16 protein-coding genes are annotated in these 23,176 nt (G+C 66.3%); 6 read left to right on the top strand and 10 right to left on the bottom strand.

Translation table 11 applies throughout. From position 1 onward, the window contains the following. The first annotated feature begins 39 nt into the window (after positions 1 to 39). Positions 40 to 1,323, top strand: a complete 1,284-nt coding sequence (locus tag QE399_RS15800) for an amidohydrolase family protein (protein ID WP_309830112.1) — start codon at positions 40 to 42, stop codon at positions 1,321 to 1,323. Between the two features lie 258 nt (positions 1,324 to 1,581). Further along, positions 1,582 to 2,001: a hypothetical protein gene (locus tag QE399_RS15795; protein WP_309830110.1), complete on the top strand. Its 420-nt coding sequence runs from the start codon at positions 1,582 to 1,584 to the stop codon at positions 1,999 to 2,001. A gap of 40 nt (positions 2,002 to 2,041) precedes the next feature. Here QE399_RS15795 and QE399_RS15790 read toward each other — a convergent pair whose 3' ends face one another. From QE399_RS15790 to QE399_RS15780, 3 genes are all read right to left on the bottom strand, one after another. Then, positions 2,042 to 3,805 (bottom strand): EAL domain-containing protein, encoded by a 1,764-nt coding sequence (locus tag QE399_RS15790; protein WP_309830108.1) that lies wholly within the window; start codon positions 3,803 to 3,805, stop codon positions 2,042 to 2,044. Between the two features lie 264 nt (positions 3,806 to 4,069). Continuing rightward, positions 4,070 to 4,657 (bottom strand): TetR/AcrR family transcriptional regulator, encoded by a 588-nt coding sequence (locus QE399_RS15785; protein WP_309830106.1) that lies wholly within the window; start codon positions 4,655 to 4,657, stop codon positions 4,070 to 4,072. A 787-nt stretch (positions 4,658 to 5,444) separates the two neighbouring features. Next, positions 5,445 to 6,164 carry a YebC/PmpR family DNA-binding transcriptional regulator gene (locus QE399_RS15780; RefSeq protein WP_309830104.1) on the bottom strand — a complete coding sequence of 240 codons (720 nt, stop codon included), beginning with the start codon at positions 6,162 to 6,164 and terminating at the stop codon, positions 5,445 to 5,447. A gap of 575 nt (positions 6,165 to 6,739) precedes the next feature. Here QE399_RS15780 and adh point away from each other — a divergent pair. The 3 genes from adh to QE399_RS15765 all read left to right on the top strand — a co-directional run bounded on the left by adh (position 6,740) and on the right by QE399_RS15765 (position 9,888). Then, positions 6,740 to 8,260, top strand: a complete 1,521-nt coding sequence (gene adh / locus QE399_RS15775; protein WP_309830103.1) for an aldehyde dehydrogenase — start codon at positions 6,740 to 6,742, stop codon at positions 8,258 to 8,260. Between the two features lie 120 nt (positions 8,261 to 8,380). After that, complete coding sequence (gene adhP / locus QE399_RS15770; protein ID WP_309830101.1) at positions 8,381 to 9,412, top strand: alcohol dehydrogenase AdhP; 1,032 nt, start codon at positions 8,381 to 8,383, stop codon at positions 9,410 to 9,412. A 35-nt stretch (positions 9,413 to 9,447) separates the two neighbouring features. Further along, positions 9,448 to 9,888 carry a DUF779 domain-containing protein gene (locus QE399_RS15765; protein WP_309830100.1) on the top strand — a complete coding sequence of 147 codons (441 nt, stop codon included), beginning with the start codon at positions 9,448 to 9,450 and terminating at the stop codon, positions 9,886 to 9,888. Positions 9,889 to 9,953: 65 nt separating this feature from the next. On the opposite strand, the gene QE399_RS15760 is transcribed toward QE399_RS15765, so the two are convergent. The 3 genes from QE399_RS15760 to sbcB form a co-directional block, all read right to left on the bottom strand. Further along, positions 9,954 to 12,014: a sigma-54-dependent Fis family transcriptional regulator gene (locus QE399_RS15760; RefSeq protein ID WP_309830098.1), complete on the bottom strand. Its 2,061-nt coding sequence runs from the start codon at positions 12,012 to 12,014 to the stop codon at positions 9,954 to 9,956. Positions 12,015 to 12,207: 193 nt separating this feature from the next. Next, on the bottom strand, positions 12,208 to 13,125 hold the full coding sequence (locus QE399_RS15755) for an NAD-dependent protein deacetylase (protein WP_309830095.1): 918 nt from the start codon (positions 13,123 to 13,125) through the stop codon (positions 12,208 to 12,210). Positions 13,126 to 13,138: 13 nt separating this feature from the next. Further along, positions 13,139 to 14,578, bottom strand: a complete 1,440-nt coding sequence (sbcB, locus tag QE399_RS15750) for an exodeoxyribonuclease I (RefSeq protein ID WP_309830093.1) — start codon at positions 14,576 to 14,578, stop codon at positions 13,139 to 13,141. 61 nt (positions 14,579 to 14,639) lie between these two features. Between sbcB and QE399_RS15745 the strand changes: the two genes are divergently transcribed. After that, the gene (locus tag QE399_RS15745) at positions 14,640 to 16,055 is read left to right on the top strand and encodes a lytic murein transglycosylase (protein WP_309830091.1); all 1,416 of its coding nucleotides are present in this window, start codon (positions 14,640 to 14,642) and stop codon (positions 16,053 to 16,055) included. A 77-nt stretch (positions 16,056 to 16,132) separates the two neighbouring features. Here the strand turns inward: QE399_RS15745 and QE399_RS15740 are convergent, their stop codons facing one another. The 4 genes from QE399_RS15740 to dnaE form a co-directional block, all read right to left on the bottom strand. Next, a complete protein-coding gene (locus QE399_RS15740; protein ID WP_309830089.1) occupies positions 16,133 to 16,369 on the bottom strand; it encodes a DUF2789 family protein in 237 nt (78 codons plus the stop codon). A 239-nt stretch (positions 16,370 to 16,608) separates the two neighbouring features. After that, positions 16,609 to 18,957, bottom strand: a complete 2,349-nt coding sequence (gene clpA, locus QE399_RS15735) for an ATP-dependent Clp protease ATP-binding subunit ClpA (protein WP_309830087.1) — start codon at positions 18,955 to 18,957, stop codon at positions 16,609 to 16,611. Between the two features lie 58 nt (positions 18,958 to 19,015). Continuing rightward, positions 19,016 to 19,375 (bottom strand): ATP-dependent Clp protease adapter ClpS, encoded by a 360-nt coding sequence (gene clpS / locus QE399_RS15730; protein WP_309830084.1) that lies wholly within the window; start codon positions 19,373 to 19,375, stop codon positions 19,016 to 19,018. 100 nt (positions 19,376 to 19,475) lie between these two features. Next, on the bottom strand, positions 19,476 to 23,018 hold the full coding sequence (gene dnaE / locus QE399_RS15725) for a DNA polymerase III subunit alpha (RefSeq protein WP_309830082.1): 3,543 nt from the start codon (positions 23,016 to 23,018) through the stop codon (positions 19,476 to 19,478). Positions 23,019 to 23,176: the final 158 nt, after the last annotated feature.

Here is a 23,176-nt window from a genome sequence, read left to right as displayed (position 1 = left end):
CTGCCCCAAATTGCCCCCTACACGAACTCCGGTGACCCCATGCTCGATCTGCTGATCCACAACGCCACCCTCCCCGACGGCCGCACCTCCATGTCGGTGGCAGTGCAGGACGGCCGCATCGCCGAGGTGACCGAAGGGCTGCACGCGCCCGCGCACGAAACGGTGGATGCAGGTGGCCTGCTGCTGAGCCCGCCGTTCGTGGATGCGCACTTCCACATGGACTCCACCCTCAGCTACGGCCAGCCGCGGGTGAACGAGAGCGGCACGCTGCTGGAAGGCATCGCGCTGTGGGGCGAACTCAAGCCCACGCTGCAGCACGGCGCCATCGTCGAGCGGGCACTGGCCTACTGCGACTGGGCCGTGGCGCGCGGGCTGCTCGCCATCCGCAGCCACGTGGACACCAGCGATCCCAGCCTGCTGCCCGTGCACGCCCTGATGGAGGTGAAACGGCGCGTGGCGCCCTACCTCGACCTGCAGCTCGTCGCCTTTCCGCAGGACGGCGTGCTGCGCAGCCCGGGCGGCCTCGCCAACCTGACCCGCGCGCTGGACTTGGGCGTGGACGTGGTCGGCGGCATTCCCCACTTCGAACGCACGATGGCCCAGGGCGCGGAGAGCGTGCGCATCCTGTGCGAACTGGCGGCCGAGCGCGGCAAGCGGGTGGACATGCACTGCGACGAGAGCGACGACCCGCATTCGCGCCACGTGGAAACGCTGGCCTTCGAGACGCAGCGGCTGGGCCTGCACGGCCGGGTGGTGGGCTCGCACCTCACCTCCATGCACAGCATGGACAATTACTACGTGAGCAAGCTGATCCCCTTGATGGCCGAGGCGCAGTTGGGCGTGGTGGCCAATCCGCTGATCAACATCACATTGCAGGGCCGGCACGACACCTACCCCAAGCGCCGCGGCATGACGCGCGTTCCCGAGCTGCTCGGGGCCGGCATCACGGTCGCTTTCGGGCATGACTGCGTGATGGACCCCTGGTACGGCGGCGGCAGCGCGGACATGCTGGAGTCGGCCCACATGGGCCTGCACGTGGCGCAGATGACCAGCCAAAGCGCCATGCGCCAGTGCTTCGAGGCCGTCACGGTCCACCCGGCAAAGCTGCTGGGCCTGGAAGGCTACGGCATCGCGCCCGGCTGCCACGCCGATCTGGTGCTGCTGCATGCGCAAGACCCGGTGGAGGCGATCCGCCTGCGCGCCACGCGGCTGGCCGTCTGGCGCCGAGGCCGGCAGGTGGCCGCCAGCCCCGCGCCCGTGGCGCAGCTGTCGGTGCCTGGACGGCCCGGCGCCGTCAACCTGCTGCGTCAGCGGCCGGTCTGATCGGGCCGCCGCGCCATCGGCGTATCTCATCAAAATGGCCCTTTGCGCCCGTCCTCATTGCGCAGAAAGCTACTAATTTCATAGCAAATCTGCACGCGTGACGGGCCGCAGATTCAGGAGCCCTGGCGCGCCCTTGGACGCGGGCTAAGGAACCTTGGCACGGGCTCCCTGGGCGATCGCACGATAGGGGACGCGGACGCCGTCCTACACCCTCTTCGCGGCCCGCTTCGCAGCATGGGGGCGTCACCAGGAGAACCTATGTCACGTCCCACCCCAAGCCCCGCCCACGCCGCACAGCACCCCGCCGACGCCCCGGACCAGCCGGACCTGCAGGAGCGGATGCAGGACCGCGGCCACTTCAACCAGTACGGCATGCGCGATGACCCGCGGGGCCAGAACCAGATCGATGGCGAGAACCCTGGCACGGGCGAAGGGCCGCGCCAATTCGGATCGGGGGGCGACCTGTCCTCGTACGCCAACGTGCCGCCCGCGGATGACGGGCAACGCCCGGTCAGCCAGGTCTCCGGACCAATCAGCGCCGTGGATGCTTCCGGCTCCGCCCGTGCGCTGGGCCTGGACTACGGCGGCGAGCGGCACAAGGACACACCGCTGTCCTCGCGCCAGGGGGCCGAACTGATCGGTGAGCGCGACGACGATCGCCACCGCGGCCGCAATTAAGCACCCTCACCGTGCGGCAGGTCCGGCAAATGCCTGGCGCTCAAGCCGCCGGCTTGGCGCTCCAGCCCCGGGACGGGTCGTCGCCCTCGATGAGCACCGGCGTTGCGCCGACGCTTTTCTGCGGGCCCCACGCCGCAGGCTCTTCGGTCCCGTCCGCTGCGGCCAATAGGCGCACCAGCGCCCGCATCCGCTCTGCGCGGCTTTCATGCAGCCAGCGCATCACATCGGCCGCGGGCACCGGCCGCGCGAACAGATAGCCCTGGATGCTGTCGATGCCACATTGCACGGCACAGCGCAGTTCGGCCGCGGTTTCAATGCCCTCCACGGTCACCGGCAGGCCGAGATCGCGCCCCATGGCCGCGACATTGCGCAGCAACGCCTGGCGCCTTGGGTCCAGGGCCACATCGCGCAGCAGCAGACGGTCGCATTTCAGTCCGGCCAGCTTCAGGTCGGCGAGCACGCCCAGCGACGAGTAGCCGACGCCGAAGTCGTCCATCACCACTTGCACGCCCGCCGCGTGCAATTCGTCCACGCTGCGCCGCAGCGGCCCACCGCAGGCGGTGATGGCGTGCTCGGTCAGCTCCAGCCGCACGTCCTCGGGCACCAGGCCGCGGCTTGCGATCTCCTGGCCCAGCCATTCGGCAAAACCCGGAACCATCAAGGTCTCGGGCGCCACGTTCACGTTCACCGGCACGTCCAGACACTGGGCGCGCCAGGTCCGCAGCAGATCGAGGGCGTTGCGCAGGATCAGGCGGTCGGCCTGGGGGGTCCAGCCCCGCAGCTCGCACGCCAGGAAGAATTGTTCGGGGTTGATGCGGCCCAGCAAGGGGTGCTCCAGCCGCAGCAGGGCCTCCAGGTGAACGCTTTGCACACGGAGGTTGGCGATGGGCTGGAAGTGCAGTTCCAGCCGCTCCGGCACCACCAGTTCGCGCAGGTGGTCCGCGATCAGCGACAGCCGTGCGTCCGACTGCGCGCCTCCCGTTTCGGCCCCGGACCGGATGAGCGAGAGACCGCGGTGGAAGAGATGCTGGCGACCCCGGTCCGAGCGCATGTTGACCATCTGCTCGATGAACATCAGGCCGCTGAAGAGGCCGACGACCAGCATGACCTCGGCCCCTTGCAGTCCGGCCTGGCTGCGCTCGCCAGAGGGCGGAGGGTGGGCAAAGGCCTGGAAAAACAGCCATTCGATCAAGACGACCACGGCCCCGCAGCCCCCCCAGAAGCGCCAGGGGGCCGAGCTGCGGCTGCGCACGCGTGCACGCTGGTAGCGGCGGGCCACACGGAAGACCAGTGCCGCCACCACCAGGCAGGCCAGCACGAAAGGCACGGCCTGGATGATCGCCGGCTGGAAGAAATGGCCGGTCATCAGGATCGTGTGGGCGAACGCCACCCCGAAAGCCATGCCGATGCTGGCGCCGCCCAGGCACCAGCGGTTGTCCCGGGTGAGCAGTACGGGCACGGCGATGCGGCACGTGACCACCATCACGATCAGGGAAGACAGGGCCGGCAGCAGGCTCCACTCCTGGGGGTCGACGTCGGACCGCAGGAAACAGGCGGCCATGTCCAGGCCCCAGGACAGCGCGCCGATCCCGACGGAGGCCAGGGATTCGGAGACGCGGCGGCTGGCGTCGTCCACGGACAGGGACACATAGACCGCCAGGCGGTTGGTGCCGTACAGCACCAGGGACGCCGCGATCCAGAACGCCAGGGCCTGCCAGACGGGCAAGCTCGCGGGATCCATCGCCCAGGGGCCCAGGCCGCCACGAAGCGTCGCCAGCGTGGAAAGCACGGCGTCCGGATTCACGCGGAAGCTCCGGGGCACCTGCCATGCGCAGCACGCACCGGGCTCCCCGGCCGCGCCCGCTGGCATCCGCAGCAGATTCCCGTCTCGCAGGCGACGGCGGGTTCACGGCTCGACAAGGGGCAGCAGCTAGGCATGGGCGTGTGGCTAAAGCAGATATTTATCTATTTTTGCACACCTTTTGTTACGAGCGAAGAGGCAGGCGCGACACCCGTCAAACGGCATCATGCGAGATCGTCGGAGCGCCGGGCAACAACCCTCAGCAGCTCAGGGAAAGGTCTTCGGCTCCATGAACTCGGGCAGGAAGGTCCGGCAGTACGCGATGGCTGCGACCGCGGCTTCAGCCTCGAATTCCTTCGTGATCTGGCCATGCCGGGAAAACGACAGGGACCAGATGCCGTTGACGATGGTGAGCATGACATGCAGCCGGTGCTGCAGATCACGGATCATCGGCATGTGGTACAGCGCATCGCAAAGAACGACCAAGCGCATCGACAGCGCTTCGATGAACCGCTCATCGAAAAGCGCCAGGTCCTGGCGCGCAGCACCGCCCAGAATCACCTTGCTCATCGGCAGATTCTGGTTGTAGCACCGCACGAACACGGCAGCCATCTCGCTCAGCAGGGTCTGCCAGCGGCCGTCGGCCGGCGGCCTCGCGCTTTCCATCACGGAGGCGAGTTCGATCTGGTATCGCTCTGCCAGCGCAGTGAAGACAGCCCCCGGCGAAGGAAAGAAGTGGTATGCCGACGCAGCGGGCACCCCCGCGCGGTCCGCGACCTGGTACAGCCCGATCTCTGCGATGTCCTGGGTGAGCAGCAATTCGTTCGCTGCATCCAGCAACAGGTTGTAGCGCACCAGGCTGCGTTCCTGCTGGGGCTTGCGCGATACAACCGCACTGCTCTCGCCGGCCTTGTTTCGCGTGGGCATTAGTGGATATCTATCGGATTAATCAGAACGTTATCTTATGGATATCGGATGGGCACAGCAAGCCACAGTGGCCGCGAGGGAGGGCCCAACCGGTATGCATTCGAGGTTACAGGCTCCACGGGCCACGTCATTCCGTCAGGCAGCATGCGCCGAATTCGCGGCCAAAGGGCCGCCATCCGCAAGCCACGGCCGCAGAATGGCCGCGGCGCTCCGCAGGCGTACCACCCGCCCGCTACCGCATGCTCGGCCATCAGGGCGGTCCGAGTCACGAAGGTTGATCTTGAAGAGAAGGTCGGTGTGCAATCCCCTTGCCCGGCCTGGGCAGGACGAAGGCGGGGCCGAGCGCGCCCGTCCGTGCCCGAAGCAGCGGTGTAGCCAACACTGCACCTTGCACATCAGCACCTGCCCGGGAACGCGGGGGCGATTGGGATACCGCGACCGGGACGTTGAAGTGGACGCCCCTGAACGCACGGCGCTGGTCTAGGCACCCTAGGGAGGATCGTCTGCTCACGACCTCTCGTCCGCCGCCAGCGGGGGCGACTACGCTCTGCACCGCTGGACGCGGGTTCCGATGCCATCGCGGCCGCAACCCGCCGCCCTCCCGGTGGCGGCCAACTGGTCGCTCATGGCATCCCCATTCGAAAGCGTCGCGGCTTGCGACTGACGGGAACAGAGGCGGCGGCGCCACCGCGCGCCGGGGCGCCAGACCGCAGCGTCAGCCCTTGAGGCCGACGAACATCTCCTGGACGTCGTCGTGCGCGTCGATCGCTGCCAGGAAGCTCTCCACTTCTTCCAGCGCCTCGGGGCTGAGGTTGGCCGGATCCACCGGATTCTTGGGCTGGTAGCCCAGCTTGGCCGACAGCACGGTGAACCCTTGCGCAGGCAGCGCGCGGCTGACCAGGTCGAGATCGGCAGGGTCGGTCACGAACAGCGTCGCGCCCCCTTCCTCGCCCGGGCCGAAGTCCTGCGCGCCTGCCTCGATGGCGGCCACCTCGGCATCTGCACCGGCATGGCCAGGCGTGGGTTCCGCCTCGATCAGCCCCACGTGGTTGAAGTCCCACGACACCGAGCCGGACGTGCCCAGCTGGCCCTTGCGGAACAGCACGCGCATCTCCGGCGCCGTGCGGTTGACGTTGTCGGTCAGGCATTCGACCATCACCGGCACCTGGTGGGGCCCGAAGCCTTCATAGATCACGCGCTGGTAGTCCACGGCATCGGTGCCGGTGCCCGAGCCCTTCTTGATGGCACGGTCCAGCGTGTCCTTGGGCATGGACGCCTTGCGTGCCTGCTCCACGGCCAGCCGCAGGCGGGAGTTGCCAGCCGGGTCGGCGCCGCCGCGCGCGGCCACGATGATTTCCTTGACCAGCTTGCCAAACAGCTTGCCCTTGGCGTCGGCCACCTGGGCCTTGCCTTTTGCTTTCCATTGCGCACCCATGGCGCCTCCTGCGAATGAGGGGATAGGCCGCGGGCACGCCTTGGGCGTACCGCACCGCGGTTGCAAGCCAAAATGGCCGCAAGCGCATATTCTACGGCGGCATATCGCTACACAATCAATAGCATGACGACTGGCCGGCAAAGGCAGCCAGAGCAGCCGTGACGGCGCAGGCCCCGCCGCGAAGCCGCCCTGATGACTGCGCCGTCCCCATCGAGGCCGGGCTGTGCACGGTGCTCCACCACCCTGCCGTGGATCCGCACCTCTTCTGTCCTGGCGCGGCCCGCTCCCCAGGCGGCATCTTCCGGTCGTTGACCCGCGCACACCTGCTCCATTGTTCCGAAACGGAACAGTGAAGCGTCACGCAATGGAACACGCGGCACACCCTGAAGCAGCGCAGGGCCAGGCGACCAAGGCACGACCGTGCCCCCCGAGCCCCGCCAAGCCGAGGCGGCAGCCACCAGCCGGTCGGCACGAATGCCTCTGCCTGGCTCTGGCACGCGACTTGCCCTTCAGAGGATGCACGGCGCCGCAGCGCGACGAGCGACCTCTTCCCATTCCAACCAGGAGACAGCACCATGAACATGGCAGAAATCGCCAGCCTCGGCATCGCCAACCCCTACAAGAAGCAGTACGGCAACTACATCGGCGGCCAATGGGTGCCGCCGGTCGACGGGCAGTACTTTGAGAACAGTTCCCCGATCAACGGCCAGGTATTCGCCGAGATCCCACGCTCCAACGACAAGGACGTGACGGCCGCGCTGGACGCCGCGCACAAAGCCAAGGGCGCCTGGGGCAAGACGTCGACCACCGACCGGGCCAACATCCTGCTCAAGATCGCCGACCGCATGGAGGCCAACCTGCTCACCCTGGCCGTGGCGGAAACCATCGACAACGGCAAGCCGCTGCGCGAGACACTGGCGGCCGACATTCCTCTGGCCATAGACCACTTCCGGTACTTTGCCGGCGCCGTACGGGCGCAGGAAGGCGGCATCAGCGAGATCGACCACAACACCGTCGCGTACCACTTCCACGAGCCGCTGGGTGTGGTGGGCCAGATCATTCCCTGGAACTTCCCGATCCTGATGGCGGTATGGAAGCTCGCGCCGGCCCTGGCGGCCGGCAATTGCGTGGTGCTCAAGCCCGCGGAACAGACGCCCGCCTCCATCCTGGTGCTGCTGGAGATGATCGGCGACCTGCTGCCCGCAGGCGTGCTCAACGTGGTCAACGGCTTCGGGCTGGAGGCCGGCAAGCCGCTGGCATCCAGCAACCGCATCGCCAAGATCGCCTTCACCGGCGAGACCACCACCGGCCGGCTGATCATGCAGTACGCCAGCCAGAACCTCATTCCCGTCACCCTGGAGCTGGGCGGCAAGAGCCCCAACATCTTCTTCGAGGACGTGATGAGCGCCGACGACGCCTTCTTCGACAAGGCGCTCGAAGGCTTCACCATGTTCGCGCTCAACCAGGGCGAGGTCTGCACCTGCCCCAGCCGCGCGCTCATCCAGGAGTCGATCTACGAGCAGTTCATGGAACGGGCGCTCAAGCGCGTGGCCGCCATCCAGACCGGACACCCTCTGGACAAGGGGACGATGGTGGGCGCGCAGGCCTCTCAGGAACAGCTCGAGAAGATCCTCTCGTACCTCGACCTGGGCAAGCAGGAGGGCGCCGAGTGCCTGATCGGCGGCGAACGCAACCAGCTGGCCGGGGACCTGGCCGGCGGCTATTACGTCAAGCCGACGGTATTCAAGGGCCACAACAAGATGCGGATCTTCCAGGAGGAAATCTTCGGCCCCGTCGTGTCCGTGACGACGTTCAAGACCGAAGAGGAAGCACTGGAAATCGCCAACGACACGCTGTACGGCCTGGGCGCCGGTGTGTGGAGCCGCGACGGCGCACGGGCCTTCCGCATGGGCCGCGGTATCCAGGCCGGCCGTGTGTGGACCAACTGCTACCACGCCTACCCCGCCCATGCGGCCTTCGGCGGCTACAAGCAGTCCGGCATCGGCCGTGAGAACCACAAGATGATGCTCGACCACTACCAGCAGACCAAGAACCTGCTGGTGAGCTACAGCCCGGACAAGCTGGGCTTCTTCTGAGCGGCCGATCGGCACCCGGTTGATCTGCATTAACCGGCGCAGCGCGGGGCGTACCTATTCTGGAAGCGTTCGCCCCGCCCTCTCTCTTCATCCGTTCGCAACCGCAAGGAGTCCGTGCCCATGTCCGCAAAAACCATGAAAGCCGCTGTCGTCCGTGAATTCGGCAAACCGCTGACCATCGAGGAAGTGCCCGTTCCCGTGCCTGCAGACGACCAGATCCTCGTGAAGATCGAAGCGTCCGGCGTCTGCCACACCGACCTGCATGCCGCCGAGGGCGACTGGCCGGTCAAGCCCAACCCGCCGTTCATTCCTGGTCATGAAGGGGTTGGCTTCGTGGCGGCCATCGGCAAGAACGTCAAGCACATCAAGGAAGGCGACCGGGTCGGCGTACCCTGGCTGCATTCGGCCTGTGGTTGCTGCACCCACTGCCTGGGCGGCTGGGAGACGCTGTGCGAATCGCAGAGCAACACCGGCTATTCCGTGAACGGCGGATTTGCCGACTACGCCCTGGCGGACCCCAACTTCGTCGGCCACCTGCCCAAGGACATCAGCTTCGTGGACATCGCACCCGTGCTGTGCGCGGGCGTCACGGTCTACAAGGGCCTGAAGGTGACGGACACTCGGCCCGGTGACTGGGTGGTCATCTCGGGCATCGGCGGCCTCGGCCACATGGCCGTGCAATACGCCAAGGCCATGGGTCTGAACGTTGCGGCCGTGGACGTCGAGGACGACAAGCTGGAACTGGCCAAGAAACTCGGCGCGAGCGTCACGGTCAACGCCAAGACCACCGATCCGGCCGCCTACCTGCAAAAGGAGATCGGCGGTGCGCATGGTGCCCTGGTTACGGCCGTCTCGCCCAAGGCCTTCGAACAGGCGCTGGGGATGGTGCGTCGCGGCGGCACGGTGTCGCTCAACGGCCTGCCGCCCGGCAACTTCCCGCTGCCCATCTTCGACATGGTGCTGCGCGGCGTGACGGTCCGTGGCTCCATCGTGGGTACGCGCCTGGACCTGCAGGAGTCGCTGGACTTCGCCGCCCGCGGCCAGGTGAAAGCGACGGTGGCCACCGAGAAGCTGGAAAATATCAACGACGTGTTCGCGCGCATGCACAAAGGCCAGATCCAGGGCCGCATCGTGCTGGACATGGCCGCCTGAAACGCGGGGCGGCGGCCTCTGCAGGAGACTGACCCATGGAAACCACGGCATTCCCTAGCAGTGAGGGCGGCTCGGCCGACGCGGTGGCCGCCCAAGTCACCCGCGTGTCGGCCACCCCTGCCGCCACCGACCTCATCGCCCGGCTGGCCGCACAACACGGCCCGCTCATGTTCCACCAGTCGGGCGGATGCTGCGACGGCAGCGCTCCGATGTGCTTTGCCCGGGGGGAGTTCCTGGTCGGGGATTCCGACGTGCTTCTGGGCCACATCGCCGGCACGCCGTTCTACATGAGCCGCTCGCAGTTCGCCTACTGGGAACACACCCACATCATCATCGATGCAGTCCCCGGAAACGGCGGCATGTTCTCGCTGGAACGTCCCACGGGCCTGCGCTTTCTGACACGCTCACGGCTGTACAGCGATGCGGAGTGGGCATCCATCCAGGCGATGGGTCCTCCGCCCAGCGGAGCGGCTTAAAAAGTCCCCCCGGCCCCTGCACGACGGGGACGGGACGCACGCCCGCTGGCCAAGGTGGCCGATGTTCAGCCCGGAGGGGCTGCCCGGACGGACGCCGCGCGCAGATGCCGGTACACGGTGTTGCGGGAAACGCCCAACGCACGCGCGGCGGCCGAGACATTGCCCGCATGCGCACGCAGAGCCTCCTGCAAGGCAACGGCGGTCACGTCGCCCAGGGAACGCACACCCCCACGTACCGCAGCGTTCACTGCGGCGGGCCTGGGACCTTGCTGGAGGATGTCGACGGCGTGCCGAAGGTACTCTGGCGACGGCAGAGCACCCTCGCATTCGCCCAGGAAATCGTCCGGCAGGTGTTGTTTGCGCACGGTGCTGCCGTCGCCATCGCCCTCCGCCATCAGCGCAGCCGTGCGCAACACGTTGGCCAACTGGCGCAGGTTGCCGGGCCAGGCGTGGGCGGCAAACAGGTCCATGACCTCGGGCGACACCCGAATCATGGGTGCATGGGCTGCGCCACCGTCGCGTTGGGCCTGCAGCAACCGCTGCACGATGACGGACAGGTCGGAACGCTCCCGCAAAGCGGGCAGGCGCACCACCAATCCGTTCAAGCGGTAGTACAGATCCTCCCGGAATTGCCCTTGCGCCATCATCTCCCGCAGGTTGCGGTGGGTGGCGCACACGACGTTGACATCCACCTGGATCTCGCGCGTGGCCCCCAACGGCGCCACGCTGCGCTCCTGCAGCACGCGCAGCAGGCGCGCCTGCATCGACAGCGGCATGTCCCCGATCTCGTCCAAGAAGAGCGTTCCGCCGTGCGCCTGGACGATCTTGCCCGTGCTGCCCTTGCGCCGTGCGCCGGTGAAGGCCCCCTCTTCATAGCCGAAGAGCTCCGCCTCGATGAGCGTTTCGGGTATCGACGCGCAGTTGACGGCCACGAAAGGCTTGCGCCCCCGCGGCCCATCATGGTGGATGGCCCGCGCCAGCAGTTCCTTGCCTGTGCCGGTCTCGCCGAGGATCATGGTGGGTACGTCGCGCCCCAGAAGCCGCGTGACCCTTTCGATCACCTGGGCCAGGTGGGCGTCGCCGGTATTCAGGTACCTGAGGCTCGACAGTCCCGGCGCGATGCCAGCCTGGGTCGCAGCCGAAGCACCATGAGCACCCTGGTGCGGCCTAGCCGCGTCGCTGGCACCGGCCGCAGGCTCTGCGGGTAGCGCTGCCAGCAACGCCCCAGGGCGAGCCCGGTGCTCCACCTCGGCATGCACGGTCACGCCCCCGGGCAAACGCAGGGTGAGCAGTTGCGGATTGCCTTGGCGCGCGTGCGCCAGCAGGGTGCTCATCGGCATCCCGAAAAGCGATGGGAAGGTATGCGCCTGCAGCGCTTTGGAAGACAGGCCCAATTGGAACTGGCCGCTGCGGTTGGCGGCGAGGAACCGGCCCTCCGCCGTGAAGGCGGCAAGGCCTTCGACGAGGGTGCCGAGAAACTCCGGCCGGGCATGGAACCGCAGCCGTACGGCGTCTTCGTACACCTTGCCGAACAGGTGGTTCTCCACCATCTTGGCGGACATGCGCACCAGCGCCATCGTATGGGGGCTGCGGCTGCGGTGGTCACCACTCACGTCCAGCGCACCGATCACCAGGCCCTGGGGGTCAAGGATCGGAGCGCAGGAACAGGTCAGGAAGTCGTTCGCTTTGAGAAAGTGCTCATTGCCATTGATCTGAAGCGCCTCGCCCATGGCCAGTGCCGTACCGATGGCGTTGGTCCCCTTGCTGCTTTCCGCCCATGTGGCGCCCGGGCGCAGAGCGACGCGGCTGGCACGGCCGAGGAATTCGTCGTCGCCCAGCGCATGCAGGATCACGCCCTGCGCATCGGTGAGCAGGACCATGCTCTGGGTACCGGCGATCTGGGCCGACAGCGTTTCCATCACGGGCAAGGCATGGGCACACAGGGCTTCGTTGCGGGCCACGGTCCAGGCCAGCGCGTCGGCCCGCACCGGCTCCAGGTCGGCCGTTTCATGGCGCTGCAGCCCGAAGGCTGCGGACCGCTCGTGTGCACGCTGGATCAATTGCGCCGCTGCGGACACGGGCCCCGGCCCCGCAGCGGACGCGCCAAAGGATGCGTTGTCCTGCATGGCGTCTCCTTGCGATATCTTGTGACGGCCTGCGCGGCATGCATGGCGGCGACGCTGCGCAGGAGCAAGGCGGACCTTAGCACCAAACGCCTGCGCGGTACGCAGCATTCCGCAACCGGGTGTGCGGCTTCCGTGATCAAGCCCCCACTAGTGATGCCAGGGGCGCCCCGGCGGTCACAGCCGATGCCGGGCGTCAGCGCACACCCGAAACCTGCGGGGGCGGCAAAGCCGCCACCAGCGCAGAAAGCACGGCACCCACTTCGCCGTGCAGCTTGAACGCCAGCAGATCGTCAGCGCGGGTCTTGCCCTGGTTCACCGCGACCACTGGTGTGCCAGCTTCCGCTGCCGCCTGGACGAACCGGAAACCGGAATACACCATCAAGGACGAACCGGCCACCAAAACCGCATCTGCCCGCTGCACGGCATCCCGCGCAGACTGCACCCGCTCGCGGGGCACACTCTCCCCGAAGAAGACGACATCCGGCTTAAGCAGCCCCGTGCCACAGAACGGACACGGCGGTACATCGAAGCCTGCAAAGTCCAGCCCGTCCAGATCGGCGTCGCCATCCGGGGCCGTCACAGCCTGCAACTCGCCCCAGGCGGGATTCCGTTCCAGCAGCATCGCCTGCAGGTCTGCGCGGGGAAAACGCACTTCGCAGTGCATGCACCTCACGGTGTCGATCCGGCCGTGAAGATCTACCGTCCGGCGGCTCCCGGCGGCGTCGTGCAACCCATCGACATTCTGGGTGAGCAGCATCTCCACCCGGCCCGCGCGCTCCAATGCCGCGAGCGCATGGTGCGCGGGGCCCGGCTGCGCCTGGCCCATGACCCGCCAGCCGACGAGGCTGCGGGCCCAATAGCGCTGCCGCGTGGAAACATCTCCCATGAAGGCTTGGTAGGTGACCGGCTGAGGACGCTTCCAATCGCCGTTGCCATCTCGGTAGTCCGGGATACCGGAGGCCGTGCTCACCCCAGCCCCCGTGAGGACGAACAACCGTGGGTACTGCAGCACAAAAGACACCAGCGCTTCCAGGCCCACCGGATCGTCGCCCTCGGGGCTCGCCGGCACGGTGAAGCGATGCGGTACAGGCGATGGCACAGACAACGGCATGCTCGACCCCTAGTCACATCGCGGGAGCGATGCTTTCGGCGTAATCGTAGAGTGCGCCCAGGATGCCCTCGGCGCGCTCATCGGCCTCTGCGCCGAGTTCATCCAGCCGGGCGAACAGTTCGTCGAAGGTGAGCGCCCCGCCTTGCCCCTCCATCAGGCACGCCACGCGGTGCTGCTCCCAGCGCTCCTGATCAGCCTCGTCGAGTGTGTGCGGAAAGTTGCGGGCGCGGTAGCGCCAGACCAGTTCGGCAAGGCGCTCATCGTCGAAGCCCGTGCGCTCCTGGGCCAGCTCCTCGGGCGGCAGCGCACGCAGCCGGTTCAGCCGGCGCCGATCCTCGTTGCCGACAAACCCGCCGTAGAGATCCTGGTCCACGTCGGTCGCTTCACCCTCCTGCGGTCGTGAGAACACGGCCTTCCAGAGTTCGCTCAGATCCGGCAGCGCCCGTGCGGACTCGGCATGCGCCGCGGCGGCCTCCAGATCGATGCCCCACCGTTGCGATGTCTGCGCCGTGAGCGTGTTGACGTTGCCAACCACCATCGGCGACTTGTTCAGATGCACCGTCTTAATGGGCAGCCGGGTCACGCCGTCGGGCAGGTCGCTTGACCGCGTGAACATGCGCAGGCGGGCCGTTTCCGCATCCAGCAGGGCCAATTCGGACGGGTCGTGGGCCAGATCCCACGCAATGAGTTCGTTCTTGTTGGTCGGATGGCTGGCCAGGGGCCACATGATCCCCAGGCAGCCACGTTCGGCAGGGAACATGCCCGACACATGCAGGAACGGCCGGGCGGCCTCCTGGGTCGTGGGTAGCCGCAGTTCCGCCGCGACGCGGTCCTTCTTGTGCAGTCCGAGAGCGAACTCGAACAGCCGCGGCTGACACTGGCGGATCAGCCGCGCGAGCGCGATCGTGGCACGGACATCCGACAGCGCATCGTGCGCGGCGTCGTGCGCCAGGCAGTTGGCCCGGCTCAGGTCTTCCAGCCGGAAGCTGGGCGATCCATCTTCCTTGCGGGGCCACTCGATGCCCTCCGGTCGCAATGCATAAGTCATGCGGACGACGTCCAGGAGGTCCCAGCGACCACACTGGTTCTGCCACTCACGGGCGTAGGGGTCCATCAGGTTGCGCCAGAACATGAAGCGCGTGATCTCGTCATCGAACCGGATGGTGTTGTAGCCCACACCAATGGTGGCGGGCTGCGCGAACTCCGCCTCGATGCGGGCCGCGAAGGCATGCTCGGGAAGCCCGCGCTCCAGGCACAGCTGCGGCGTGATACCCGTGATCAGGCAGGACTGCGGGTCGGGCAGATAGTCCGGCGCCGGCTGGCAATAGATCATCAGTGGCTCACCAATCTCGTTGAGCTCAGCGTCGGTACGAATTCCCGCGAACTGGGCAGGACGGTCACGTCGGGTGTTGGCGCCGAAAGTCTCGTAGTCGTGCCAGAGGAAGGTGTGCATGGAATCGCTACAGCCGGAAACACAGAAGCCGCAAGTATGCCGGCAGGCAGGACAATGGGGCATGCCTTTGACCACGAACCACTCCCATAAGCCGCGGTTTTCTCCTCTGACCCGTTGGGCGGGCAGCACACTCGCCGCAGCCCTGCTGGCGGCCTGCGCGTCGGCCCCGCCACCCAGCGCCAGCGTCGCCCCCTCGCCGGTGCCCGTCCCCACGGCTTCTGCGCAAGACACCGCCCCAGGCACCCGCAGCAGCCCTGTCGCCGCGGAGAACGGGAAGGCCGAGGCAGAGCAGGCAGGCTTTGCCGCGTGGCTGGCCGCGTTCGCCAAGGACGCGGAAGCGCAGGGCATCGCCCCCGAGGTCGTGCGATCTGCGCTGAGCAACGCCCGCCTTCAGCCCCGCGTAATCGAACTGGACCGCGCCCAGCCGGAGTTCACCCGTCCCCCCTGGGCGTATCTGGACTCGGCCATCTCCGCGCAGCGCATCGCCGCCGGCAGACGCAAGCTCTCGGACGAGCGCGCTACGCTGGCCGCGGCCTCCTCGCGCTACGGGGTACCGGCCAGCGTCATCACCGCTATCTGGGGCATGGAAAGCAACTACGGCAGCAACTTCGGCACCTTCCGGGCGGTGGATGCCCTCGCCACGCTCGGCTTCGAGGGCCGCCGCAGCGCGTGGGCGCGTAGCGAGCTGATGGCGGCGCTGCGCATCCTTCAGGCAGGCGACATCGCACCCGACCGCATGATTGGCTCCTGGGCCGGTGCCATGGGCCACACCCAGTTCCTCCCGTCGGTTTTTCTGGCACATGCGGTCGACGCTGACGGAGATGGCCACCGTGACATCTGGGGCAGCATTCCCGACGTGACGGCGTCCACGGCGGCCTTCCTCGCAGGTGAAGGCTGGCGCGCCGGAGAGCCCTGGGGCACAGAGGTCCGCCTGCCGGCCGGATTCGACTACGCGCGCGCGGAGCTCACCCAACGGCAAACCACGGCCCAATGGGCAGCCGAGGGGGTCACCGCCGCGAGCGGCCAGGCCCTGCCGGTATTGGACAGTGCCGCCGTGATCACCCCGGCGGGCGCAAGAGGCCCTGCCTTTCTGGTAGGCCACAACTTCCGCACACTACTGCGCTACAACAATGCGGTGAACTACGCACTCGGCGTCGCCTTGCTTGCGCAACAGATCGACGGCGGGCCTGGCGTCCAGGCCCCGTGGCCACGCGAGCTTCAGCCGCTGTCGCGCGACCAGGTGAGGAGCCTCCAGACGCTATTGAACGCACAGGGCTTCGATGCAGGCACGCCGGATGGCGTCATGGGCCCTGCCACCCGGACCGGATTGCGGCGTTACCAGCAGAGCCAAGGGTGGATCGCCGACGGCTACCCGACCAAAGACCTTTTGGACCGCCTGAGCGGATCTGCTGCTGACGCCCCTGCCACAGGCCCTGCCACGCCTGAGCAGGCTTCCAGTGAACCGCCTAGTCGCTGACGTGAATGCGGTGCAGGGGAAACGGTCGCTTCTCGATCGCGGAGACTGCCACCTTCTCCATCAGCGCGCTCATCGGGTCAGGACGCGGTAGCGCGCTCTACCGCGTCTGCGTGGAGTGCCTCGCTCAATTGGTCCACCACGAGGGCCCACGGCGCGTCCGCCTTGAGCTGTTCGACAAGAAACTGTCGCTGGGCATCGCTCCAGAATGGCGCATCTCCCAAGGACACGTCGGTCGGGAGTTGGTGGGTACGGATGAAGTCGGCGATGGATTGGTCGCCCTCCTCCAGGCCCAACTGGAGGAACAGGTTGGTCATGGTGGGGGTCGGTGGTGATCATCTGGCGCTCCTCGGTGGGTGGGGACTGTCCAGGCACCTGCTCGGCAGGCCCCAAGGGTGATGGGATAGCAGGGACACTTGCCACGGCTATCGGCTGGCCCTGATTGCACCATTCACTGAGATCACGTCCTGTAGGACACGCACTGGCGGCGCGCAAAGAAAAAAGCCAGCCATTGCAAAAATGGCTGGCCTCGCGCCTGTGCAGGCTCTGCTTTACGTCAGTCCGCGGTGGCTTCCTCCGGCTCTGCGGGCTCTGACTTCGGCGAGCGCTCCTTCTTCGGCAAAGGCTGGATGTCCAGTTGCACGTCGCTGGTTTCCACGCCCTTGTCGTCCTTCTTCGTCTCGATGTCGACCGTCAGGCGCCCCCCTTCGGTGAGGCGACCGAACAACAGTTCGTCGGCCAATGCACGCCGGATCATGTCCTGGATCAGGCGCTGCATCGGACGGGCGCCCATCAGAGGATCGAAGCCCTTCTTCGCCAGGTGCTTGCGCAGCGCATCGGTGAACGTGACTTCGACCTTCTTCTCGGCCAGCTGGGTCTCCAGCTGCAACAGGAACTTGTCGACCACCCGCAGGATGATCTGCTCGTCCAGCGGCTTGAAGTTGACGATGGCGTCCAGGCGGTTACGGAACTCAGGCGTGAACAGGCGCTTGATGTCGGCCATCTCGTCGCCGGCCTGCCGCGGGTTCGTGAAACCGATGGTGGCCTTGTTCATGGTCTCGGCACCCGCGTTGGTCGTCATGACGATGATGACGTTGCGGAAGTCAGCCTTGCGTCCGTTGTTGTCCGTCAGCGTGCCGTGGTCCATCACCTGCAGCAGCACGTTGAAGATGTCCGGATGCGCCTTCTCGATTTCGTCGAGCAGCAGTACCGCGTGCGGCTTCTTGGTGACGGCCTCGGTCAGCAGCCCGCCCTGGTCGAACCCCACATAGCCGGGGGGAGCCCCGATCAGGCGGCTGACGGCGTGGCGCTCCATGTACTCCGACATGTCGAAGCGGATCAGTTCGATGCCCAGGATATAGGCCAGCTGCTTGGCCGCTTCCGTCTTGCCGACGCCGGTCGGGCCACTGAAGAGGAACGAGCCGATCGGCTTGTCGCCCTTGCCCAGGCCCGAGCGCGCCATCTTGACGGCGGACGCCAGTACTTCGAGCGCCTTGTCCTGTCCGAACACCACGCTCTTGAGGTCGCGCTCGATGGTCTGCAGCTTGCTGCGGTCATCGTTGGAGACGTTCGCAGGCGGAATGCGGGCGATCTTCGCGACAATTTCCTCGATCTCGGCCTTGCCGATGGTCTTCTTGCGCTTGCTGGCCACCAGGATGCGCTGGGCTGCGCCGGCCTCGTCGATCACGTCGATCGCCTTGTCGGGCAGGTGCCGGTCGTTGATGTACTTGGCGGACAGTTCCGCCGCCGCCTGCAGGGCCGCAGTGGCGTACTTCACGCTGTGGTGCTCCTCGAAGCGGCTCTTGAGCCCCTTGAGGATGTCCACCGTCTCCGCCACCGTGGGCTCCACCACGTCCACCTTCTGGAAGCGCCGCGACAGGGCCGCGTCCTTCTCGAAGATGCCGCGGTACTCCGTGAAGGTCGTAGCGCCGATGCACTTCAGCTGTCCGCTGGAAAGCGCGGGCTTGAGCAGATTGGAGGCGTCCAGCGTGCCGCCCGATGCCGCACCGGCACCGATCAGCGTGTGGATCTCGTCGATGAAGAGCACCGCATGGGGCTTGTCCTTGAGCGACTTGAGCACCCCCTTCAGGCGCTGCTCGAAGTCACCGCGGTACTTGGTGCCGGCCAGCAGCGCGCCCATGTCCAGCGAATACACCGTGGCTTCAGAAAGGATTTCGGGGACATCGCCTTGGGTGATGCGCCAGGCGAGGCCTTCCGCGATCGCGGTCTTGCCCACGCCAGCTTCGCCCACCAGCAGCGGGTTGTTCTTGCGGCGACGGCACAGGATCTGGATCGTGCGCTCGACCTCGTAGTGGCGGCCGATCAGCGGATCGATCTTTCCATCCTTGGCTGCCTGGTTGAGGTTCTGCGTGTACTGCTCCAGCGGCGACGCCTTTTCATTGCGCTCGCCACCACCGCCTTCTTCGCCATCCGCCTGGCCTTCTGCCTTGGCAGGCTCCGGCGGTTCGCCCTTCTTGATGCCGTGGGCAATGAAGTTCACCACATCGAGCCGGGTCACACCCTGCTGGTGGAGGTAGTACACGGCGTGCGAGTCCTTCTCACCGAAGATCGCAACCAGCACATTGGCGCCGGTGACCTCCTTCTTGCCGTTGCCGGTGGACTGCACGTGCATGATGGCGCGCTGGATCACCCGCTGGAAACCCAGCGTGGGTTGCGTATCCACCTCGTCGTTGCCGGCGACCTGGGGGGTGTTGTCCTTGATGAAATTCGTCAGGGACGAACGCAGGTCATCGACATTGGCCGAGCATGCGCGCAGCACTTCGGCTGCGCTGGGGTTGTCCAGCAGAGCCAGCAGGAGGTGTTCCACGGTGATGAATTCGTGGCGCTGCTGACGGGCCTCTACGAAGGCCATGTGCAAGCTGACTTCCAGTTCCTGAGCAATCATGTGAACTCCTTTGTGCTTGCTGGGAATTGATTGACTGTAGATCGAGGCCGATAGCCACTTATTCAACAGGCTCACTCACGCATTGCAGCGGGTGGCCGGCCTTGAGGGCGGCATCCAGGACCTGTTCGACCTTGGTAGCGGCCACGTCGCGGGTATACACCCCGCAGACGCCTTTGCCGTCCAGGTGGATCTTGAGCATGATCTGCGTGGCCGCTTCGCGGTCCTTGCTGAAAAACTCCTGCAGCACGACGATCACGAACTCCATCGGGGTGTAGTCGTCGTTCAGCATCACCACCTGGTACATCTGCGGCGGCTGCGTTTTCTGCGGACGCCGCTCCATCACGACCGAATCGCCGTCGTCCCGCGCAGGCGCACGGGAGGGAGGCGTCGGGGGAGGGGACGGTGGTTTGGTTGCCATGAATTTCATTCTAGCGAGCGCAGCCGATCGGTGTGGCTTGATGAATCTGGTGTTGCACGCCCATTTTTCAAGCCGGGGTGACGATCGCGCGCAACGCGGCTCAGCCGGCGTCGTAGATGACGCTGACCGCACCGCTCCCGGCCTGTGCGCCCCACGCCGCCAGGGCCGCATCTGACGGGAAGAACCGACTCGCTTCCCCCAGTTGCAACTCGGCCACTGCAGCCCCGTGCTCTGCCTTGCATTTGACGCCCATGCGCACGCGCAGGCCGTAGACCAGCGTCTCCCCATGCTCGGTGTCTTCGCGCAAGGGAGGAAACTCCTTCACCAGACGGGTGACATCGGGCACGGCGTCGCCGACCAGCACCTGCAGATACCGTCCATATTTCGCCCGGGCCCCTGCCAGACCCCAGGCTTGCAGCACCTTGACGCGGAGGCCACCGCTGAAGTGGTCCAGCTGCAGGCGCCCGTTGAGGACGACGAACTCGTCGTCCTTGAGCACGTCGCGGTTCGCGTTCAGCACCGCCTCGTCTGCAGAGGCCTCGATCGTGCGGGTCTTGTCGTCCAGCTTGAACAGCGCTAGCCGCCCCCGCTGGCCATTGATGACGCGGAAGTCGCTGACGATGCCCGCCATGACCTGGGGCTCTCGGCTGTCGGCCAGTTCCTCGATAGGGGTGCGCACGAAGCGGCGCACCTCTTTCTCCACCTCGTCGAACAGGTGACCCGACAGATAGAAGCCTACGGCCGTCTTCTCCTGCGTCAGGCGCTCCTTGATGCCCCACGGCGCCACCTCGACCAGATCCGGCTCCTGCGTGCTCGATCCGTGGGCATCCTCGCCCATCATGTCGAACAGCCCGCCCTGGTTGGCGTTCGCCAGCGTCGCAGCCGCGAACTCGAAGGCCCGGTCGATGGAAGCGACCAGCGCGGCGCGGTTCATGTGGATGGCGTCGAACGCTCCCGCCTTGATGAGGGCCTCCACCGTGCGCTTGTTCATGCGCTGCTTGTCCACCCGCACGCAGAAGTCGAACAGGCTCTTGAACGGCCCCACGGTGCCGCCCTGCGGGCCCTCGCCCCGGCCTTCGCGGGCGGCGATCATGGCCTCGATGGCCTGCTGTCCTGTGCCCTTGACGGCGCCCAGGCCGTAGCGGATGACCTTGTCGGTCACCGGTTCGAACCGGTAAACGCCGCGGTTGACGTCCGGCGGCTCGAAGGTCATGCCGAAGTGCTTGACCGCATCTTCGTAGAGCACCTTGAGCTTGTCGGTGTCGTCCATTTCCACGGTCATGTTCGCGCAATAGAACTCGGCCGTGTAATGCACCTTCAGCCAGCCCGTGTGGTAGGCCAACAGGGAGTACGCAGCGGCGTGCGACTTGTTGAAGCCGTAGCCCGCGAACTTCTCCATCAGGTCGAACACTTCGTCGGCCTTGTCCTGGTCGATGCCTTTCTCGGCCGCTCCCTTGCGGAAGATCTCGCGGTGCTCGGCCATCTCCTCGGCCTTCTTCTTGCCCATGGCCCGGCGCAGCATGTCGGCACCGCCGAGGCTGTAGCCGCCCAGCACCTGAGCGGTCTGCATCACCTGCTCCTGGTACACCATGATCCCGTAGGTTTCGGCCAGCACCGGCTCCACCAGGGGGTGCGGGTACTCCACCGGTTCCTTGCCGTGCTTGCGGTTCACGAACGTGGGGATCAGGTCCATCGGGCCCGGGCGGTAGAGCGCGTTCAGGGCGATCAGGTCTTCGAGGCGGCTCGGACGCGCTTCCTTCAGCATGCCCTGCATGCCGCGGCTTTCAAACTGGAACACGGCTTCCGTCTTGCCGTCGGAGAACAACTGGTAGGTGCGCGCGTCATCCAGCGGGATGTTCTCGAAAGCGAAGTTCTCCTGGCCCTTGTGGCGCTTCATGATGAACTCGCGGGCGATCTCCAGGATCGTCAGCGTGGCCAGGCCCAAGAAGTCGAACTTCACCAGGCCGATGGCTTCCACATCGTCCTTGTCGTATTGGCTCACCGCCGATTCGCTGCCTGGCTGCTGGTAGAGCGGGCAGAAATCGGTGAGCTTGCCCGGAGCGATCAGCACGCCACCGGCGTGCATGCCGATGTTGCGTGTCATGCCTTCGAGTTTCTGCGCCATCTCGATGACGGTCTTGACGTCCTCTTCCTTGCGCACCCGCTCGTAGAGCATAGGCTCCAGCTCCAGCGCGTAGTTGTTCTTGTCGCCCTCCTTCTTCACCTCCGGCGGGTACGCGAGCGTGTAGGACATGCCGGGCTTGCCGGGCACGAGCTTCGAGATGCCATCGCAGAACGTGTAGCTCATGTCCATGACACGGCCCACGTCGCGGATCGCGGCCTTGGCGGCCATGGTTCCGAAGGTGGCGATCTGGCTCACGGCGTTCTTGCCGTACTTGTCCTTCACATAATCGATCACCCGGTCGCGGTTGGACTGGCAAAAGTCGATGTCGAAGTCGGGCATGGACACCCGCTCGGGATTCAGGAAGCGTTCGAACAGTAGGTTGTACTGCAGCGGGTCCAGGTCGGTGATCTTGAGCGCATAGGCCACCAGCGAGCCGGCACCGGAACCCCGGCCCGGCCCGACAGGGCAGCCGTTCTCTTTTGCCCACCGAATGAAGTCGCCCACGATCAGGAAGTAGCCCGGAAAGCCCATCTTGAGGATGGTGCCCAGTTCGAACTCCAGCCGCTCCACGTACCGGGGGCGCTCCTTGTCACGCTGGGCTTCGTTGGGGAACAGGTGCTTGAGCCGCTCTTCCAGCCCCTCGAAAGACGCATAGCGGAAGTACTCTTCCGGAGCCATGCCGTTGGGCGTGGGAAATTCCGGCAACCGGGGTTTGCCGAGCACCAGGGTCAGGTTGCAGCGCTTGGCGATCTCCAGCGTGTTGGCGATGGCCGACGGCACATCGGCGAACAGCGCCTCCATCTGGGCGCTGTTCTTGAAGTACTGCTCGCGGGTGAATTTACGCACCCGCCGCTGGTTGCCCAGGATCTCGCCCTCAGCAATGCAGATGCGGGCTTCGTGCGCCTCGTAGTCGTCAGGCGTGGCGAACTGAATGGGATGCGTGGCCACCACTGGCAATTGCAGGCGGGCCGCCAGTTGCACCGCGGCCACCACATGCGCCTCGTCGTCGGCACGACCGGCCCGCTGGATTTCGAGATAGAAGCGGTGGGGAAAGATGCCGGCGAACTCCAGCGCAGCCGCGGCGGCACCGGTATCGTCACCCCGCATCAGCAACTGCCCCACCGGCCCCGCCTGCGCGCCCGCCAGCGCGATCAGGCCTTCGTGCAGCTCACCCAACCACTCGCGGGTGCAGACCGGGACATTCTTGACGACGTTGCGCGTCCAGGCGCGTGCCAGCAATTCGCAAAGGTTGAGATAGCCCTGCTTGTTCTGGACCAGCAGCAGCATGCGGGCCGGCGCGGCGTCCGGCATGGCCACATTCACCTCGGCACCCAGAACGGGTTTGACCCCCTTACCGCGTGCTTCCTTGTAGAACTTGATGGCGCCGAAGAGGTTGTTGAGGTCGGTGATCGCCAGCGCAGGCTGGCCATCCTTGGCCGCCGCCTTGGCGACCTCGTCGATACGCGTGGTCCCGTCGACGACGGAGAATTCGGTGTGCAGGCGCAGGTGAACAAACATCCCGTCATTGTAGAAAGCTGCGCCGGCCCGGTGCGGGCGCGGGTCCTTGCCACCACGGCAGAAGCGTCGGGGCCGCCGCTACAATGACCGTCCAGCCGCCCTTGGCGGTCGGTCGGCGCCCGGTGGGCTGCAGAACCGGCCGCCATCGGCCAAAACCG

The organism is Paracidovorax wautersii (assembly GCF_031453675.1).
Lineage (GTDB): Bacteria > Pseudomonadota > Gammaproteobacteria > Burkholderiales > Burkholderiaceae_C > Paracidovorax.
This window is presented reverse-complemented; position numbering and strand designations above follow the sequence as displayed.

Coding starts and splice junctions, on each gene's coding strand:
- QE399_RS15800 (WP_309830112.1), top strand. CDS start 40: ATGCTCGATCTGCTGATCCACAACGCCACCCTCCCCGACGGCCGCACC.
- QE399_RS15795 (WP_309830110.1), top strand. CDS start 1,582: ATGTCACGTCCCACCCCAAGCCCCGCCCACGCCGCACAGCACCCCGCC.
- QE399_RS15780 (WP_309830104.1), bottom strand. CDS start 6,164: ATGGGTGCGCAATGGAAAGCAAAAGGCAAGGCCCAGGTGGCCGACGCC.
- adh (WP_309830103.1), top strand. CDS start 6,740: ATGAACATGGCAGAAATCGCCAGCCTCGGCATCGCCAACCCCTACAAG.
- adhP (WP_309830101.1), top strand. CDS start 8,381: ATGTCCGCAAAAACCATGAAAGCCGCTGTCGTCCGTGAATTCGGCAAA.
- QE399_RS15765 (WP_309830100.1), top strand. CDS start 9,448: ATGGAAACCACGGCATTCCCTAGCAGTGAGGGCGGCTCGGCCGACGCG.
- QE399_RS15760 (WP_309830098.1), bottom strand. CDS start 12,014: ATGCAGGACAACGCATCCTTTGGCGCGTCCGCTGCGGGGCCGGGGCCC.
- QE399_RS15755 (WP_309830095.1), bottom strand. CDS start 13,125: ATGCCGTTGTCTGTGCCATCGCCTGTACCGCATCGCTTCACCGTGCCG.
- sbcB (WP_309830093.1), bottom strand. CDS start 14,578: ATGCACACCTTCCTCTGGCACGACTACGAGACTTTCGGCGCCAACACC.
- QE399_RS15745 (WP_309830091.1), top strand. CDS start 14,640: ATGCCTTTGACCACGAACCACTCCCATAAGCCGCGGTTTTCTCCTCTG.
- QE399_RS15740 (WP_309830089.1), bottom strand. CDS start 16,369: ATGACCAACCTGTTCCTCCAGTTGGGCCTGGAGGAGGGCGACCAATCC.
- clpA (WP_309830087.1), bottom strand. CDS start 18,957: ATGATTGCTCAGGAACTGGAAGTCAGCTTGCACATGGCCTTCGTAGAG.
- clpS (WP_309830084.1), bottom strand. CDS start 19,375: ATGGCAACCAAACCACCGTCCCCTCCCCCGACGCCTCCCTCCCGTGCG.
- dnaE (WP_309830082.1), bottom strand. CDS start 23,018: ATGTTTGTTCACCTGCGCCTGCACACCGAATTCTCCGTCGTCGACGGG.